The following is a 16,485-nucleotide window of genomic DNA, read 5'->3' on the forward strand; positions in this document are numbered from 1 at the left end:
AGAAACTCCCTACGGTGGCGTAACTTACGCTACCGTAGGTCCCCGCGGCCGTTCGCGCCAGTGGTGACACTCAACCGACCGCGGGCTTGAGGTCTCCCAGGGGTGGCATCCACTCCTGGGCACCGGCCGTGACCTGCTCACCGGAGCGGATGTCCTTCACCTCGTCCGCCGCTCCGTCGACACCCGGGAACCAGACGTACGGAATACCGCGCCGCTCGGCGTAGCGGATCTGCTTGCCGAACTTCGCCGCGCTCGGCGACACCTCGGTCGGCACCCCACGCCGCCGCAGCGCCTCGGCCACCCGGTTGCTCGCCGTACGCTGCTCCTCGCTGGTCACCGCGACGAGCACGGCGGTCGGCACCTCCCGCGAGATCGACAGCTCCCCCGCCCCGAAGAGCAACCCGAGCAGCCGGGTGACCCCGATCGAGATCCCCACCCCGGGGTACGAGACCGTGCCGGCGGTGGCCAGGTTGTCGTAGCGGCCGCCGGAGCAGATCGAGCCGAACCGCTCGTAGCCGCGCAGCTGGGTCTCGTAGACGGTGCCCGTGTAGTAATCGAGGCCACGGGCGATGCGCAGGTCCGCCACGCAGAGGCCGGGCGAGTGCTCGGCGGCGGTCTCCACCACCCGGACCAGCTCCTCGATGCCCTCGTCGAGCAGCGGGTCGGTCACTCCGAGCGCGCGGACGGCGTCGGCGAACGACGCGTCCGGAGCGGAGATCTCGGCCAGCGCCAGGCACGCCTTGGCCTGCGCCTCGCTCGCCCCGGCGGTCTGGGCCAGCAGCTCGGCCACCTTCGCCGGGCCGATCTTGTCGAGCTTGTCCACGGCGCGCAGCGCCGCCTCCGGGTCGGTCAGCCCGATGCCCCGGTAGAAGCCCTCGCAGATCTTGCGGTTGTTGACCTGGATCGTCACCGGCGGGATCGGCAGCGAGCGCAGCGCGTCCCCGATCACCAGGGGCATCTCCGCCTCGTGCTGCGGGGCCAGGGTGTCCCGGTCGACGATGTCGATGTCGGCCTGGACGAACTCCCGGTAGCGGCCCTCCTGCGGCCGCTCCCCCCGCCACACCTTCTGGATCTGGTAGCGGCGGAACGGGAAGGCCAACTTGCCGGCGTTCTCCAGCACGTACCGGGCGAACGGCACGGTCAGGTCGAAGTGCAGGCCGAGCTGGTCGTCACCGCCCGCACCCTCGGCGTCGGCGTGCAGCCGCCGGATCACGTAGACCTCCTTCGAGGTCTCGCCCTTGCGCAGCAGCTGGTCCAGCGGCTCCACGGCGCGCGTCTCCAGCGGGGCGAAGCCGTACAGCTCGAAGGTGGCCCGGATCTTGTCGAGCACGAACTGCTCGATCATCCGCTGGCCGGGGGTCCACTCCGGGAAGCCGGAGATGGGCGTGGGCTTGCTCATCGGCGTACTCCTTGCGGTCCCGCGCCCGCGGCGCGGTGGTGTCGTGGGTCCGCGCGCGGCGCGGAAGAGAACTAGAGGCCCCGGGTGGGCGCCGCCGGCCGGCCGCCGCCGACCTGCGCCACCTCGATGAGGTACGGGTTGCTGGCGCGCTCGCGGCCGATGGTGGTGCTGGGGCCGTGACCGGGCAGCACGACGGTGTCGTCGGCCAGCGGAAGGATCTTGTCGCGCAGGCTGGTGAGCATGGCCGGCATGCTCCCGCCCGGCAGGTCGGTGCGGCCGATCGACCCGGCGAAGAGAACGTCGCCGGAGAGGCACAGCTCGTCGGCCTCCCAGCCCGACCCCGCGCCGGGCAGCCGGAACAGCACCGACCCGCCGGTATGGCCCGGTGCGTGGTCGACGGCGATCTCCAGGCCGGCGAGCGTCAGGGTGGCCCCGTCGGTCAGCTCCGCCACGTCGTCCGGCTCCGTGTAGGTGAGCCGGCCGCCGAAGAGCGACCTCAGGTCGGCCGAGAGGCCCTTGGCCGGGTCGGCCAGCATCTCCCGGTCACCGGGGTGCACGTACGCGGTGATGCCGCGCGCACCGCAGACCGGCGCGACCGAGAAGGTGTGGTCGAGGTGCCCGTGGGTGAGCAGGACGGCGGCCGGATGCAGTCGGTGCTCGGCGAGCAGCGCGTCGAGCTGGTCGAGCACCCCGATGCCGGGGTCGACCACCACGCACTGCTCCCCCGGCGCGGTGGCAACCACGTAGCAGTTGGTGCCGAAGGCGTCCGCGGGAAAGCCGGCCACGAGCACGGGCGCTGTCCTTTCCGTCGAGCGGTTGTCGTCCTGCCCAGCAGCCTAACCGGCGGGCCGAGCGAGTTTGCCGCGTCCGTCCCTCCGACCCCGGCAGGCACAGTGACCACGCCCGATAAGCGCTGCTCGGGACGGGGTGGACCTCGTACACCACATTCCCAGTCGCTAGCCGTACACTCTGGCGGGCGTGTGGCGCGGCACACGTGACGCCAGGACGGGCCGGGACGCCCGGCCGCCGGCGACGACCAGGTAGAGGAAAGGGGAGCACGGGTGGCTTCCAGCAGGGACCGGCAGCGCAAACTGGCGCGGGCCAAGCTAGACCGGCAGTTGGCCCGCCGGGCCGCCGCCACGCGGCGCCGTCGGCAGATCCAGGCCGGCGTCGGCGCGGCCCTCATTCTCGTGTTGGTCGTGGCCGGATCGGCCTGGGCGCTCGGGGCCTTCGACTCGGACCCGAAGCAGAACACGGCCACGGAGGACACCTGCCTCTGGACGCCGCAGGACGCGACGACGAACACGAACCTCAAGGATGTCGGCACGCCGGAGACCAAGGGCATGCCCACCGACGGCACCCGGGCGATGACCGTGACCACCAACCAGGGCGCGCCGATCACCGCGGAGCTGAACCTCACCAACTCCCCGTGCGCGGCGGCGAGCATCGCCCACCTGGCGAGCCGGTCGTTCTACGACAACACCACGTGCCACGAGATCACCACCGAGGGTGCGCTGCGCTGCGGCGACCCCAGCGGCACCGGCCTCGGTGGGCCGACCTACTCGTTCTACGACGAGGAGCTGCCGACCGTACCGTCGGCGTCCCCGTCGGCCAGCCCGGCCCCCGGCCAGCCGCCGACGTACCCGAAGGGCACCGTGGCGATGATCGCCAACCCGCCGGGCAACAACGGCAGCCAGTTCCTGATCTTCTTCAAGGACTTCACCACCACCGACCCGAAGTACCCGGTGATCGGCCGGGTGACCGGCGGGCTGGACGTGGTGGAGAAGATCGGTGCCCTCCCGACCGTGGACAATGGGACCGGGGCCAAGGTCAAGCCCAGCACCGACGTGACGATCCAGAGCCTCACGGTCGGTGAGCCGGTCACCGGTGCGGCACCGGCGCCGTCGGCCTCCGGCACCCCGGTCAGCAGCCCGAGCGCCAGCTGACCGGTCGCCACCACCCACCCAAGCGGCACCCAGCAGCAGACAGCCAGGAGGATCCAGGCGTGACGTCCACCAGAGAGCGGCAGCGCGCGGCGGCACGCGCCCGGCTCGAGAAGGAGATGGCCGAGCGCGCGGCCAAGGCCCGCAAGCGCCGGCAGACGCAGGCGATCGTCAGCGCGGGTGCCGCGCTGGTGCTCGTGGTCGCCGGCACCGTCTGGCTGGCGATGACCCTCGGCGGCGACGACGACAAGCCCGGCACCACCACCGCGGCGCCCGGCGCGTCCGAGTGCGTGTACAACGCGCTGCCCACCGACCAGCGGCCCCCGCAGATCAAGGACGTCGGGCTGCCGAGCAACCAGCAGTCCGGCACCGGCGTGCAGACCATGACGATCGACACCAACCTGGGCCCGATCACGGCCAAGGTCGACCGGTCGCTCGTGCCGTGCACGGCGGGCAGCTTCACCCACCTCGCGGAGAAGAACTTCTTCGACAACACCAAGTGCCACCGCCTCGTGACCGAGGGCATCAAGGTGTTGCAGTGCGGTGACCCGAGCGCCACCGGCAACGGCTGGCGGGAAACCGACGGCCAGGGCGGCCCGAGCTACCGCCTGCCCGAGGAGAACCTGCCCACCGACAAGCGCCCGCCGTACCCGGAGGGTGTCATCGCGATGGCCAACTCCGGCCAGCCGGGCAGCACCGGCAGCCAGTTCTTCATCGTCTACGGCGACTCGCCGCTGGACCCGGCTTACACGGTGCTGGGCACCATCACCGGTGGTCTGGACCTCGTCAAGGACGTGGCCAAGGCCGGCGACGACGGGGCGTTCGCCCAGCAGGCCGGTGGCGGTCACCCGAAGAAGGAGGTCGTGATCAAGGACCTCACGATGAGCGCGCCGCAGAGCTGACGCTCGAGCAGACGACGAAGCGCCCGCCGGCTGAGCCGGCGGGCGCTTCCGTGTGCGGGGTACGCGTCAGGCGCCGGAGGTGACCCGGTACGCGTCGAAGACGCCGTCGACCTTGCGGACGGTGGCCAGCAGGTGGCCCAGGTGCTTCGGGTCGGCCATCTCGAAGCTGAACCGACTCACCGCCACCCGGTCGCGGGTGGTGGTGACGGTGGCGGAGAGGATGTTGACCCGCTCGTCGGAGAGCACCCGGGTGACGTCGGCCAGCAGCTTGTGCCGGTCCAGGGCCTCGACCTGGATGGCGACCAGGAACGTCGAGGCGGAGGTGAGCTTCCAACTCACCTCGACCACCCGCTCGCTCTGCGCCCGCAGGTCCTCCGCGTTGGCGCAGTCGTCACGGTGCACGCTCACCCCGCCGGAACGGGTGACGAAGCCGAACACCGAATCCGGTGGGACCGGGGTGCAGCAGCGGGCCAGCTTGATCCAGACGTCGCTGACGCCCCGGACCACGACACCCGGGTCGCTGCTGCTCTGGCGGCTGCGCGGTGGCCGGGTGGCGACGGCGGTCTCGGCGATGTCCTCCGCCGCGCCCTCCTCGCCGCCGTACGCGGCCATCAGCTTCTGCACCACCGACTGCGCGGAGACCTGACTGTCGCCGACCGCCGCGTAGAGCGACGCCACGTCGGCCAGGTGCAGGTCCCGGGCGATCGACATCAGCGCGTCGGAGGTGAGCATCCGCTGCAACGGCATGCCCTGCTTGCGCATGGCCTTGACGATCGCGTCCTTGCCGGCCTCGATCGCCTCCTCGCGCCGTTCCTTGTTGAAGTACTGCCGGATCTTCGTCCGTGCGCGGGGGCTCTTGACGAAGCCCAGCCAGTCCTGCGTCGGGCCCGCGGTCTCGGACTTCGAGGTGAAGATCTCGATCACGTCGCCGTTGGAGAGCGTCGACTCCAGCGGCACCAACTTGCCGTTGACCCGCGCGCCGATGCACTTGTGCCCCACCTCGGTGTGCACCGCGTACGCGAAGTCCACCGGCGTCGAACCCGTCGGCAGCGGGATGACGTCACCCTTCGGGGTGAAGACGTACACCTCCTGGCTGGACAGGTCGAAGCGCAGCGCGTCCAGGAACTCGCTCGGGTCGGCCGCCTCGCGCTGCCAGTCGAGCAGCTGCCGCAGCCAGGTCATCTCGTCGATGTGCGCGGGCGGGCCGACGATCTGGGTGCCCTTGTGCTCCTTGTACTTCCAGTGCGCGGCGATGCCGAACTCGGCGGTGCGGTGCATCGCGTACGTGCGGATCTGCATCTCCACCGGCTTGCCGGTGGGCCCGATGACCGTCGTGTGCAACGACTGGTACATGTTGAACTTGGGCATCGCGATGTAGTCCTTGAAGCGGCCCGGCACCGGCTGCCAGTTGGCGTGGATCACACCCAGCGCCGCGTAGCAGTCGCGCACCGTGTCGACCAGGATCCGGACGCCGACCAGGTCGTAGATGTCGTTGAAGTCACGGCCCCGCACGATCATCTTCTGGTAGATCGAGTAGAGGTGCTTCGGCCGCCCGGTCGTCTCCGCCTTGATCTTGGCGGCCTTGAGGTCGGTCTGCACCTTCTGCGTCACCTGCCGCAGCAACGCCTCACGCTGCGGCTGGTGCTCCCCGATCAGCCGGTTGATCTCCTCGTAGCGCTTCGGGAACAACGTGCCGAAGGACAGATCCTCCAGCTCCCACTTGATCGTGTTCATACCGAGCCGGTGCGCGAGAGGGGCCAGGATCTCCAGCGTCTCCTTGGCCTTCTGCTCCTGCTTGGGGCGGGGCAGGAACGTCAGGGTGCGCATGTTGTGCAGCCGGTCGGCCAGCTTGATCACCAGCACCCGCGGGTCCTTGGCCATCGCCACGACCATCTTGCGGATCGTCTCGGCCTTGGCCGCGTCGCCCAGCTTGACCTTGTCGAGCTTCGTGACGCCGTCGACCAGCAGGGCGACCTCGCCACCGAAGTCGGCACGCATCTGGTCGAGGGTGTATTCGGTGTCCTCGATGGTGTCGTGCAGCAGCGCGGCGACCAGCGTGGTGGTGTCCATCCCCAGGTTGCCGAGGATGGTCGCCACCGCGAGCGGGTGGGTGATGTACGGGTCACCGGACTTGCGGTACTGCCCGGAGTGCCACCGCGCGGCCGTGTCGAAGGCGCGCTGGAGCAGGCGGGCGTCGGCCTTGGGGTGGTTGTCCCGGTGGCTCGCGATGAGCGGCTCCAGCACCTCGCTGACCTGCGAGGTCTGCCAGGGCGCGTTGAACCGGGCCAGCCGGGCCCGGACCCGCCGGCCGGTGGGCGCGTTGGAGAGCCCGAAGCCACCGCTCGGCAACGGGTCCATGCCCGCGTCGGTCGGGAACGGCACCACCACGCCATCCGCGCCGGTGGGCGCCTCGGCGCTCGGCGGGCCGCTGGACGGACGCACCGCGCTCTCGCCCGGAGCCCTGCCGGAGCCGGTGCCCGTCACCCGGGCCGGCGCGTCGCCTGTCCGGTCAGTCACCGAGCCGTCAGCGTCGCCTGTCGGGTGCACCGTGCCCTCCGCCGGAGGGACGACATCGTGGGACACCGGCCTCCTCACCGCTCGCCGGAACACACCGGCCGAACATCGGCCGGCCTGGTCTCGCGCCGCCGGACGGCGTACCGCCGGCGTCAGCAAAGGGCAATGCTACCCGCACGGACGGTCCCCTGCCGCTCCGCCGGACGGTCGGCGCCGCCTCCGTCCCATGGGTCTGGGATCAAACGGTCAGCAGAGCATGGACGGGACGCGGCGCCAGCCGCTCCCGCCCACCGAGGAAACCGAGCTCCAGGAGAACGGTGAAGCCGGTGACGGTCCCGCCGGCCCGCTCGACCAGGTCCAGAGTCGCCTCGGCGGTGCCGCCGGTGGCCAGCACGTCGTCGACCACCAGCACCCGGTGCCCGGCGGTGAAGGCGTCCTCGTGGACCTCCAGGGTGGCCTCGCCGTACTCGAGGGCGTACGAGACGGAGTGCGCCGGGCGGGGCAACTTGCCCGCCTTGCGCACCGGCACCACGCCCACCCCGGCGGCGTACGCGACGGCCGCCGCGACGACGAACCCGCGCGCCTCGATACCGACCACGACGTCGAAGCCGTCCCGCCCGTGGTGGGCGACGATCCCGTCGACCACCTCACGGAAGGCCTTCGCGTCGGCGAACAGCGGCATCAGGTCCTTGAACATGACGCCGGGCTTGGGGAAGTCGGGCACGTCCAGCACCCGGCTGGCGACCAGTCGGGCGGCCTCCGGGCCGCTGTCCCCGCGCGCCGCGGTGCTGTGGGTCTCCGTCACGGCTGTTTCGCTCTCCTTCGACGACGAACGGCGTCCGGCAACAGCATGCCGGACGCCGTTCGGGTGTTTCCTGTCGGGTCAGCGCCGCTTGGCGCCACCCGGCCGGTTGCCGCCGCCACCCGGGCGACCGCCCCGGCCAGCGGTGGGCCGCTTGCCCGCCGGCCGAGCGCCCACCTTGGGGGCGGCACCGGCCAACGCGGCGGCGTCCGCGTCGAGCGGCTCGTCGGCCGCGTCGGGCTGCGCCGGGCTCGCGGCACCCTTCGAGGTGACCTCGCCCCGGGCGACCGCACCCCGGCGGGCCAGGACGCGCTTGTTGTGCGCCTGGATCCGCGGGTCGTAGTTCTTCAGGAGCGCCAGCAGCGGAGTGGCCACCAGGATGGAGGTCAGGAACGCCACCGCCATACCGACGAACAGCACCAGGCCGAGGTCCTTCAACGTGCCGGCGCCGAGCAGGCCGGCACCGATGAAGAGCAGACCACCGACGGGCAGCAGGGCGACCACCGAGGTGTTCAGCGACCGCATGAGGCTCTGGTTGACGGCCAGGTTGGCCGCCTCGCCGTACGTCTGGTTGTTGTTGGCGGTGATGCCCCGCGTGTTCTCCTGCACCTTGTCGAAGACCACCACCACGTCGTAGAGCGCGAAGCCCAGGATCGTGAGGAAGCCGATGATCGTCGACGGGGTGACCTCGAACCCGACCAGCGAGTAGATGCCGGCGGTGAGGATCAGGTTCATGACGAGTGAGGCGACCGCGGCGACGGCCATCCGCCACTCGAAGCGCAGGATCAGGTAGACCATCACCAGCGCGATGAAGATGACCAGGCCGAGGATGGCCCGCTCGGTCACCTGACTGCCCCACGCCTCGCTGACCTGGTTGCCGCTGATCTGATCCGCGTCGATGCCGAGGTCCTGGGCGATCTGGGCCTTGACGGCGTTGGCCTGCTCGGCGCTGAGCTGCCCGGTGCGCAGCTCGTAGGAGTCGCCGCCGGGGCCGCCGACCTTCTGCGCGGTGGCGACGTGGGCGCCGGTGTTCTCGGCGGCGAGGGCCGCGTTGACCTCCCGCTCGGCGTCGTCCAGGGTGCCGACGCTGGCCGGCACCTGGAACGAGTTGCCGCCGGCGAACTCGATGCCGAGGCTGAAGCCACGCAGCCCGAAGCTGAGGATCGCGATCAGGATCAGGATCCCGGCGACGCCGAACCAGAGCTTGCGTCGGCCGACGATGTTGAGACCGGCCTCGCCGTTGTAGAGGCGGCTCGCCAGACCGTTTTCAGCCATCTCAGGCCTCCTTGGCGCGCGGGTTGTGGGGCTGAGTCGGCTGGTTACGGGCCGGAAGCGCCCGGCCCAGCCCGCTGACCCGCGGGGACAGGAACGCCCGGGTCCGGGCGAACATCGTCATGATCGGGTGACGGAAGAGGAAGACCACCACCAGGTCCAGCACGGTGGCCAGACCGAGGGCGAACGCGAAGCCCTTGACCGTGCCGACCGAGACCACGTAGAGCACCACCGCGGAGAGCAGGGTGATCGCGTTGGCCGAGATGATCGTCCGGCGGGCCCGCATCCAGGCCCGGGGCACCGCACTGCGCGGGCTGCGCCCCTCCCGGATCTCGTCCTTCAACCGTTCGAAGTAGATGACGAACGAGTCCGCCGCCACACCGAGCGAGACGATCATGCCGGCGATACCGGCGAGGGTGAGCGTGAAACCGATCTGCCGGCCGAGCACCACCAGCGCGCCGAAGACCAGCAACGCGGAGAGGATCAGGCTCAGGAAGATGACCGAGCCGAGCAGCCGGTAGTAGAAGAACGAGTAGATGATGACCAGCAGCATGCCGATGCCGGCCGCGAGCAGACCGGCGCGCAGGTGGCTGGCACCCAGCGTGGCGGTGACGTTCTGCTGCTCCTGCTGCTCGAAGGTCACCGGCAGCGCGCCGTAGCGCAGCTGGCCGGCGAGCGCGCTGGCGTCCTTCTGGGTGAAGTTGCCGGTGATCTGGGAGTTGCCGGTCAGCACGCCCTGGATCTCCGGGGAGGAGACGATCTCGTTGTCCAGCACGACGGCCACCCGGCACTTGCCGTCCTGGCCCAGCGCGGTCGCGTCGCAGGCCTGGCCCTCGTTGGTGAACGCCTCACGGGTGAGGGCGGTCCACTTGCCCTGGCCGTCGCCGGTGAAGTCCAGGCTGACCACCCAGGCGTTGGTCTGGTCGAGCACCGCGTCGGCGTCGGACACGTCGGTGCCCAGCACCTTGCCCTGGTCGAGCAGGTACTTGGAGACGCCGTCCTCGCAGGAGACCACCTGCTGCTTCGGGTCGGAGATCGACGCCGGCGGGCGCTTGTCGAGCTGCGCGCAACCGATCGTCGGCACGTTGAACTGCATCTGCGCCGGCAGCACCGCCACCTCCTGTGGCGACAGCGTGCCGAACGGCTTGAGCTTGTCGGCCAGCGACGGGTCGGCGGTCAGGTCGGCCGGAGCCTGCAGCCCGCTGGCGGCCTGCCAGGCGGCGGCGCCGACCTTCTGCTCGACGGCCTTGCGCTGCTCCTCGATGCTCGCCGGCACCGGCTCGGTGCTGGCGCTCGGCGTCGGCGCGGCGGCACTCGGCGAGGCGGACGCGGAGGGAGTCGGCGTCGCGCTGGGCGATGCCGGGGCCATCCCGCCCTGACCGCCGCTGGGCGACGAGGTCACCTTCGGCGCGCCGCTGCCCGACGGGGTCGGGGTCGCGCTGCCGGACGGGCCCGGGGATGCACTGCCCGACGGGGCCGGCGTGGCGGCCGGCGGTGGCACCGCGGCCACCCCGCTGCCGTCGGCGGCCTTGAGCACCTTGCGGAAGCGCAGCTCGGCGGCCTCACCCACCTCGGTGAGGTCCCGGTTTTCACCCGGCAGGGAGATGACGATGTTCCGGTTGCCCTCGGTGACCACCTCGGCCTCGGCCACGCCGAAGGCGTTGACCCGGCTCTCGATGATCTGGCGGGCCTCCTCGAGGTTCTCCGCCGTCGGGGGCTTACCGTCGACGGAGTTGGTCGCCTCCAGCGTCACCCGGGTGCCGCCGATGAGGTCCAGGCCGAGCCGGGGCTCGAGCCGGTCCTTCAAGCTGCCGCTGGCGCCGGAGAAGAACACCAAAAGATAGAGGACCACGAAGATGAACCCGAGCACGGCGAGCTGCCGCCCGGGGCGCATCTGTCCCTGAGGTGGTGCCACGGCTGTCCTGTCTCCCTGTACGGTCGCGCCGCTGTGTGCAGCGGCGGCGGGTGTCGGGCCGGGGGTCCCGGCCGACGGATCTGCCCTGAGCCGACGAGGTGCCGACACGCGGGCCGGTCGCGCCGGCGCGGAACGCCGACGGTCACGGGAACGTGCCGACGTCCGGCGTCGACCCAACTATCCAGTTTTCACGTCTCGTCCGCTGCCCCGTCGGGCGCGGTGGCCCAGGAGCCGGTCGACCGGCCGCACGCCGGACCCGCCAACCCCGGGGCGAGGGGTCAGTCCTTGGCGGTGTCCGCGTCCTCGGTGACCGGCTCGCTCGGCAGCTCCGCGCGGGTGACGACCCGGGCGATGGCCGGACGGGCGTAGCGGGTCTGCACCCCCGGTGCGACCTCGATCAGGACGGTGTCGTCCTCGATACCGGTGACCGTGCCGTAGAGCCCGCCGATGGTCACGACCTCGTCGCCGGGGCCGAGGTTGGACTGCATGGCCTCCGACTCGCGGCGGCGCTTCTGCTGGGGCCGGATCATCATGAAATACATGACACCGAAGAGCAGGGCGATCATCAGGATCGGCGTGAAGCTGCCGGCCCCGCCACCCGCTGCTGCGTAATGCACGGTTACTGACCTTCCCATTGGCCACCTGCCCGGCACCTGGGGTGCCGGAGCGGAGGCGGATTCTCACGTCCTGTACAGACCGCGGCGAAGTCTAATCCCTGCACCTGAGAACACCGAATGCGGTGCAGATCACGTTCACATCACGGCTGATCGGCGTCCAACGAGAACAGATCGGGCGCCACTGGGACATCCACCCCAAATGTACCATTCGGTGGTGTTCGACCCAGATGCCGCCAGGCGGCCTCGGTGGCGACCCGCCCCCGGGGCGTACGGGCGAGCAGACCGGCACGGACCAGGAACGGCTCGCAGACCTCCTCGACCGTGTCCGGCTGCTCCCCCACCGCCACGGCGAGGGTCGACAGACCGACCGGGCCGCCCCGGAACGAGTCGACCAACGCGGTCAGCACCGCGCGGTCCAGCCGATCGAGGCCGAGCGCGTCCACGTCGTACACGATCAGGGCGGCACGGGCGGTGTCGAGATCGACCACCCCGTCGGCCCGCACCTCGGCGTAGTCGCGGACCCGGCGCAGCAGCCGGTTGGCGATCCGCGGCGTGCCCCGGGACCGACCGGCGATCTCGGTCGCGCCGTCGGGGGTGATCGGCACGCCGAGAATCCGCGCCGAGCGGTGCAGCAGCGTCTCCAGATCCGCCGGGGCGTAGAAGTCGAGGTGCGCGACGAAGCCGAACCGGTCCCGCATCGGCCCGGTCAACAGCCCCGAGCGGGTCGTCGCGCCGACCAGGGTGAACGGCTCGACGTCCAGCGGAATCGCGGTCGCCCCCGGCCCCTTGCCGACCACCACGTCGACCCGGAAGTCCTCCATGGCGCTGTAGAGCAGCTCCTCGGCGGGCCGCGCGATGCGGTGGATCTCGTCGATGAAGAGCACGTCGCCCTCGGCCAGGCTGGTCAGGATCGCCGCCAGATCACCGGAACGCTCGATCGCCGGGCCGCTGGTCACCCGGATGCCCGCGCCCAGCTCTGCGGCGACGATGTTCGCCAGACTCGTCTTGCCCAACCCGGGCGGGCCGGAGAGCAGGATGTGATCCGGTGGCGACCCCCGCCGCATCGCGCCCTGCAACAACAGGTCGAGCTGGTCGCGCACCCGGTCCTGGGCGATGAACTCGGCCAGCCGCTTCGGCCGTACCGTGGCCTCCGCGTCACGGTCGGCGTCACTGACGTACGCCGAGACAAGCCCGTCGGTCTCGCTCATCATGCCGCCTTCATTCGCGACTGCGGGGCTCGCAACCCCGGCTCACTCCTCGCGCTCATCGGGTGCGACCGAGCAGGCGGATGGCCTGCTTGAGCAGGACCGGCACCGGCGGGGTCTCGCCCTCGATCGTCTCCGCCACGGCGGCCACCGCCTGATCGGCCTGACCGGCCGTCCAGCCCAGGCCGACCAGTGCCTGCCGGACCTGGTCGGGCCAGCTGCCGCCGGTTACCCCGGCCACGCCGTCGGCGCCGATCGGCACCGGGCCGATCCGGTCGCGCAGCTCCAGCACCAGACGTTCGGCGCCTTTCTTGCCGATCCCGGGCACCCGGGTCAGCGCGGCCGTGTCGGCGTTGGCGATCGCCTTGCGAACCGCATCCGGGGTGTGCACGGCCAGCACCGCCTGGGCCAGCCGTGGGCCAACCCCGCTGGCGGTCTGGAGCAGCTCGAACAGCGATTTGGCGTCGTCGTCGGCGAAGCCGTAGAGGGTCAGCGAATCTTCCCGGACGATCAGGCTGGTGGCGAGCCGGGCGACCTGCCCGACACGCAGCTCAGCCAGTGTCCCGGGGGCGCAGTGCACGGCGAGGCCGACACCGCCAACCTCGATCACGGCTTGGTCGGGGCCCGTCGCGGTCACCGTGCCGCGCACGCTGGCGATCATCGCGCTCCTGCTTCCTCTCTTTTGCTCATCACTGAGCGGATCGGATGGTTCGCTCTCCGCTCAGGCGGGGCTGGGCTGGAGTCCTGGATCGGCAGTCTGATCCGTTGGCGATCGGCCCGTTCCTGCAGGATCTGCTTCACCCGCTGGTGCGAGGTGTGCAGGGCGATGTCGGGGTCGCCTATTCGTTGCAGGATGTTGATCGCAGCGTTCACGTCGGCCTGCCACACGACCCTGCACCAGGTGCAGTGAAGCCGATCCCCGTAGCGGCGGGCGAGACTGCCGCAGCGGTGACAGGCTTGTGAGGTGTAGGCGGCGTTGACGTGCACGAGCGCAGAACCTCTGCGCTCCGACACGCTCTTCAGCGCCTCCGCGGTGACTCCCTTGGTCCACGCGGCCAAGCGCCGGTTGGTGTTCCTGCCCAACGACCTGCGTCCGTTGAAGGTCGCGGTGAGGTCCTCGGCCACCACCGTGGCGGCCTTGTCGACGACGCGATGCACCGCGGTGAACGTTTCGGTGCGTACCATCGACTCCCACCGTGCCCGTCGACGGGCTCGTTTGGCGGTACCGAAGTTGTTGCGGGCGATCCGGTCGGCCTTAGCGTGGTCGCCACGGGTCCGGGCGGTGTTGGCGATCGAGCGCAACTTAGCTCGACGCTGGCCCTTGGCCTTGCGGCGGTCAGACTCGGTGCTCAGCAGGGCGCCGAGCTCTACGCCATGGTGGTTGCCGTCCGAGTCAGTCAGCGCCTCGCTGTAGCCCTTGTCTACACCAATGGTGGCCGGCCCGCACGGCTTCTGGGAAGTCCTCATTGTGCCGGCGTCGATCTGGTGGTGTACCTCGACCGTGCCCTCGCATAGGATCAACCGCAGCGTTCCAGTGGGGGCGACGCTGGTGTTCAGCGGAATTCGTACCATCTGCCGCCTGCGCAGGCCGGGCACCGCCAACCATAAACGGCCACGCCCGTCGGCGAGACAGTGGTGCTGATCGGCGCGGACCACAATCTGGTTGTGCGTTCTGTTGCGGCCCCGCCCCCAATGCTTGCGCACCTGCCGAGCCAAGAACGAATCATCTGCCCATCGGTCGGCTTTCAGCGCGGCGTACAGCCGTTTCCGTTCCTGCGGATCGCTGGTACGACGGCTTATCGCACGCCGTACGTCGACCTTCGCCGACGCCAGGCTCGCCGCGATGTCGGCCATGGCATCACGCACGGTCTCCTTCCAGGCGTTCGCCAAGACACCGAAACGTTCGTGCGTGCCATCGGCCAGCCACCGGTCGCGGACCTGACGGTCCCTAAGCCCGGCACCGACCCCGCTTACTGAGCCGTAGCGCTGCCACACTTCGCTGCGAACCCGGCCCAGCCGGCGGGCCTGCTCGGCCAGGGCTGAGTACTTAAGCTCGTTGATTCGGTGCGAGTATGCGACCCGGGTGACCTTCACCGGGAATCACCCCTGGCCAGATCAGCCCTCTTTAGCTCACCCTGACACCGGCGCAGGCCATCCAACCGAAACGAAAAACTGCGCTCGACGGCCAGCAGGTACTCAATCTGGTCCTGCCGCGGGGACACGACCTTCCCATCGACAACCACACTCTCGCGGCCATCCCAGAAGTTGACTTGCTCCAGAGCATCGAAGCCGAACCAGGCCAGACGATCCTCCTGCGTCACCACTAGGAGACTCCTCCTCGTCGTGCCCGGTCGGCCGCGGCGGCCAGCTTGGAGCGGGTCCCGCCGCGCCAGACGTGGCAGATGGCCAGGGCCAGCGCGTCGGCGGCGTCGGCCGGCTTCGGCGGCTCGGCCAACCGCAGCAGCCGGGTCACCATGGCGGTCATCTGCGCCTTGTCGGCCTGACCGGAGCCCGTCACCGCCGCCTTCACCTCACTCGGGGTGTACGTCTGCACCGGCAGCCCGGCGCGCGCTCCGGCCAGCACGGCAATGCCGCTGGCCTGCGCGGTGCCCATCACCGTACGCACGTTGTGCTGGCTGAACACGCGCTCGACGGCAACGCTCTCCGGCCGGTGCTCGGCGACCAGCTCGGTCAGCGACCGATCCAGGTGCAGCAGTCGCAGCGACAGGTCATCGGCCGGGTCGGTGTAGACCACGTAGTAGGCGATCAGGGTGCAGGGTCGGCCGGGCACACCCTCGACCACGCCCACCCCACACCGGGTCAACCCCGGGTCAACCCCGAGAACCCGCACGCCGCCCCCTCCCCCGAACCGTTACCAGTACGTGTGTTCGACACCCTACTGCCCGCCCTCCCACGGGCCCCACGGGACACGCCCGCCCCTGTCGATCATGGAGTGGTGCTGGGCGACAGATGCCGCGGAAGTGCCGTGATCGGGCACCACGACCCCATGATCGACGCGAGCAGGCCGGGGACCTGTCCCGCCTTGGGGGCCACACAGACTTGGTGTGGAGTATGTGTGGCCGGCCCATGTGCTCGGAGACGTACAGCTCGTAACTTCTTGCGCCATGACGGCAGAACCCGTGGCGGTCCCCCACGTCGTGCAGGTCGACCTCGCCGGTCGGACCGCCCTGGTCACCGGAGGCGGCAGCGGCATCGGGCGGGCCTGCGCCCTTCGGCTGGGCGCGGCCGGCGCCAAGGTGCTCGTGGTGGACCGCAACCTGGAGGCGGCCAAGGCGGTGGCCGCCGAGGCCGGCGGGCGTGCCGAGGGCGTCGACCTGTCCGACGTCGCAGCGGTGGACTCCCTCGACGTGGACGTGGACATCGTGGTGAACAACGCCGGGCTCCAGCACGTCGCGCCGGTGCAGGACTTCCCCGTCGAGCGTTTCGAGTACATCCAGCGGGTGATGGTGGAGGCGCCGTTCCTGCTGATCCGCCGGGCGCTGCCGCACATGTACGCCCGGGGGTGGGGGCGCATCGTGAACATCTCCTCCGTGCACGGATTGCGGGCCTCGCCGTACAAGGCGGCCTACGTCTCGGCCAAGCACGCCCTGGAAGGGCTGTCGAAGGTGGTCGCCCTGGAGGGTGCACCGCACGGGGTCACCGCCAACTGCATCAACCCGGCGTACGTGCGCACCGCCCTGGTGGAGAGCCAGATCGCCGACCAGGCGGCCAGCCACGGCATCGGCGAGGCCGAGGTGATCGAGAAGATCATGCTGGCCCGGGCGGCGATCAAGCGACTGATCGAACCGGAGGAGGTCGCCGAGCTGCTGGCGTACCTCTGCTCGCCGCCGGCGGCGTTCATCACCGGCGCGTCGATCGCCCTCGACGGGGGCTGGACGGCCAACTAGTGGGCCTG

At 70.5% G+C, this 16,485-nt stretch carries 15 protein-coding genes; 3 read left to right on the forward strand and 12 right to left on the reverse strand.

The features are described 5' to 3' along the window. Window positions 1-70: 70 nt before the first annotated feature. A complete protein-coding gene (gene hisS, locus ACQEUX_RS13815) occupies window positions 71-1,399 on the reverse strand; it encodes a histidine--tRNA ligase (RefSeq protein ID WP_433046596.1) in 1,329 nt (442 codons plus the stop codon). 71 nt (window positions 1,400-1,470) lie between these two features. Next, entirely contained in the window at window positions 1,471-2,190 is a 720-nt protein-coding gene (locus ACQEUX_RS13820; RefSeq protein WP_433046599.1) for an MBL fold metallo-hydrolase, read from the reverse strand. 270 nt (window positions 2,191-2,460) lie between these two features. Between ACQEUX_RS13820 and ACQEUX_RS13825 the strand changes: the two genes are divergently transcribed. Continuing rightward, on the forward strand, window positions 2,461-3,345 hold the full coding sequence (locus tag ACQEUX_RS13825; protein ID WP_433046602.1) for a peptidylprolyl isomerase: 885 nt from the start codon (window positions 2,461-2,463) through the stop codon (window positions 3,343-3,345). A gap of 59 nt (window positions 3,346-3,404) precedes the next feature. Continuing rightward, window positions 3,405-4,244 carry a peptidylprolyl isomerase gene (locus ACQEUX_RS13830; protein WP_433046605.1) on the forward strand — a complete coding sequence of 280 codons (840 nt, stop codon included), beginning with the start codon at window positions 3,405-3,407 and terminating at the stop codon, window positions 4,242-4,244. 66 nt (window positions 4,245-4,310) lie between these two features. Here ACQEUX_RS13830 and ACQEUX_RS13835 read toward each other — a convergent pair whose 3' ends face one another. The 10 genes from ACQEUX_RS13835 to ruvC form a co-directional block, all read right to left on the reverse strand. Next, a complete protein-coding gene (locus ACQEUX_RS13835) occupies window positions 4,311-6,827 on the reverse strand; it encodes a RelA/SpoT family protein (protein ID WP_433046608.1) in 2,517 nt (838 codons plus the stop codon). 169 nt (window positions 6,828-6,996) lie between these two features. Continuing rightward, complete coding sequence (locus tag ACQEUX_RS13840) at window positions 6,997-7,563, reverse strand: adenine phosphoribosyltransferase (protein ID WP_433046611.1); 567 nt, start codon at window positions 7,561-7,563, stop codon at window positions 6,997-6,999. Window positions 7,564-7,641: 78 nt separating this feature from the next. Next, complete coding sequence (gene secF, locus ACQEUX_RS13845; protein WP_433046614.1) at window positions 7,642-8,835, reverse strand: protein translocase subunit SecF; 1,194 nt, start codon at window positions 8,833-8,835, stop codon at window positions 7,642-7,644. A gap of 1 nt (window position 8,836) precedes the next feature. Beyond that, window positions 8,837-10,747: a protein translocase subunit SecD gene (secD, locus tag ACQEUX_RS13850; RefSeq protein WP_433046617.1), complete on the reverse strand. Its 1,911-nt coding sequence runs from the start codon at window positions 10,745-10,747 to the stop codon at window positions 8,837-8,839. A gap of 278 nt (window positions 10,748-11,025) precedes the next feature. After that, window positions 11,026-11,382 carry a preprotein translocase subunit YajC gene (yajC, locus tag ACQEUX_RS13855; RefSeq protein ID WP_433046620.1) on the reverse strand — a complete coding sequence of 119 codons (357 nt, stop codon included), beginning with the start codon at window positions 11,380-11,382 and terminating at the stop codon, window positions 11,026-11,028. Between the two features lie 122 nt (window positions 11,383-11,504). Then, window positions 11,505-12,572, reverse strand: a complete 1,068-nt coding sequence (ruvB, locus tag ACQEUX_RS13860; RefSeq protein WP_433049827.1) for a Holliday junction branch migration DNA helicase RuvB — start codon at window positions 12,570-12,572, stop codon at window positions 11,505-11,507. Between the two features lie 55 nt (window positions 12,573-12,627). Next, entirely contained in the window at window positions 12,628-13,230 is a 603-nt protein-coding gene (gene ruvA / locus ACQEUX_RS13865) for a Holliday junction branch migration protein RuvA (protein WP_433046623.1), read from the reverse strand. Beyond that, window positions 13,227-14,663 carry a zinc ribbon domain-containing protein gene (locus ACQEUX_RS13870; RefSeq protein ID WP_433046626.1) on the reverse strand — a complete coding sequence of 479 codons (1,437 nt, stop codon included), beginning with the start codon at window positions 14,661-14,663 and terminating at the stop codon, window positions 13,227-13,229. The genes ruvA and ACQEUX_RS13870 overlap by 4 nt, the downstream gene beginning before the upstream one ends. After that, the gene (locus ACQEUX_RS13875) at window positions 14,660-14,890 is read right to left on the reverse strand and encodes a hypothetical protein (protein ID WP_433046629.1); all 231 of its coding nucleotides are present in this window, start codon (window positions 14,888-14,890) and stop codon (window positions 14,660-14,662) included. The genes ACQEUX_RS13870 and ACQEUX_RS13875 overlap by 4 nt, the downstream gene beginning before the upstream one ends. A gap of 2 nt (window positions 14,891-14,892) precedes the next feature. Next, window positions 14,893-15,420, reverse strand: coding sequence for a crossover junction endodeoxyribonuclease RuvC (ruvC, locus tag ACQEUX_RS13880; protein ID WP_433046632.1), 528 nt, complete (start codon window positions 15,418-15,420; stop codon window positions 14,893-14,895). Between the two features lie 274 nt (window positions 15,421-15,694). Between ruvC and ACQEUX_RS13885 the strand changes: the two genes are divergently transcribed. Next, complete coding sequence (locus tag ACQEUX_RS13885) at window positions 15,695-16,477, forward strand: 3-hydroxybutyrate dehydrogenase (protein ID WP_433046635.1); 783 nt, start codon at window positions 15,695-15,697, stop codon at window positions 16,475-16,477. The last annotated feature ends 8 nt before the right edge of the window (window positions 16,478-16,485 follow it).

Origin of the sequence: Micromonospora sp. CA-259024, from assembly GCF_050936255.1 — a bacterium.
GTDB lineage: Bacteria > Actinomycetota > Actinomycetes > Mycobacteriales > Micromonosporaceae > Micromonospora.

Excerpts from the sequence above, each read along its gene's own strand:
- yajC (WP_433046620.1), bottom strand. The coding sequence starts at position 11,382 with ATGGGAAGGTCAGTAACCGTGCATTACGCAGCAGCGGGTGGCGGGGCC.
- ruvA (WP_433046623.1), bottom strand. The coding sequence starts at position 13,230 with ATGATCGCCAGCGTGCGCGGCACGGTGACCGCGACGGGCCCCGACCAA.
- hisS (WP_433046596.1), bottom strand. The coding sequence starts at position 1,399 with ATGAGCAAGCCCACGCCCATCTCCGGCTTCCCGGAGTGGACCCCCGGC.
- ruvB (WP_433049827.1), bottom strand. The coding sequence starts at position 12,572 with ATGAGCGAGACCGACGGGCTTGTCTCGGCGTACGTCAGTGACGCCGAC.
- secF (WP_433046614.1), bottom strand. The coding sequence starts at position 8,835 with ATGGCTGAAAACGGTCTGGCGAGCCGCCTCTACAACGGCGAGGCCGGT.
- ACQEUX_RS13885 (WP_433046635.1), top strand. The coding sequence starts at position 15,695 with ATGACGGCAGAACCCGTGGCGGTCCCCCACGTCGTGCAGGTCGACCTC.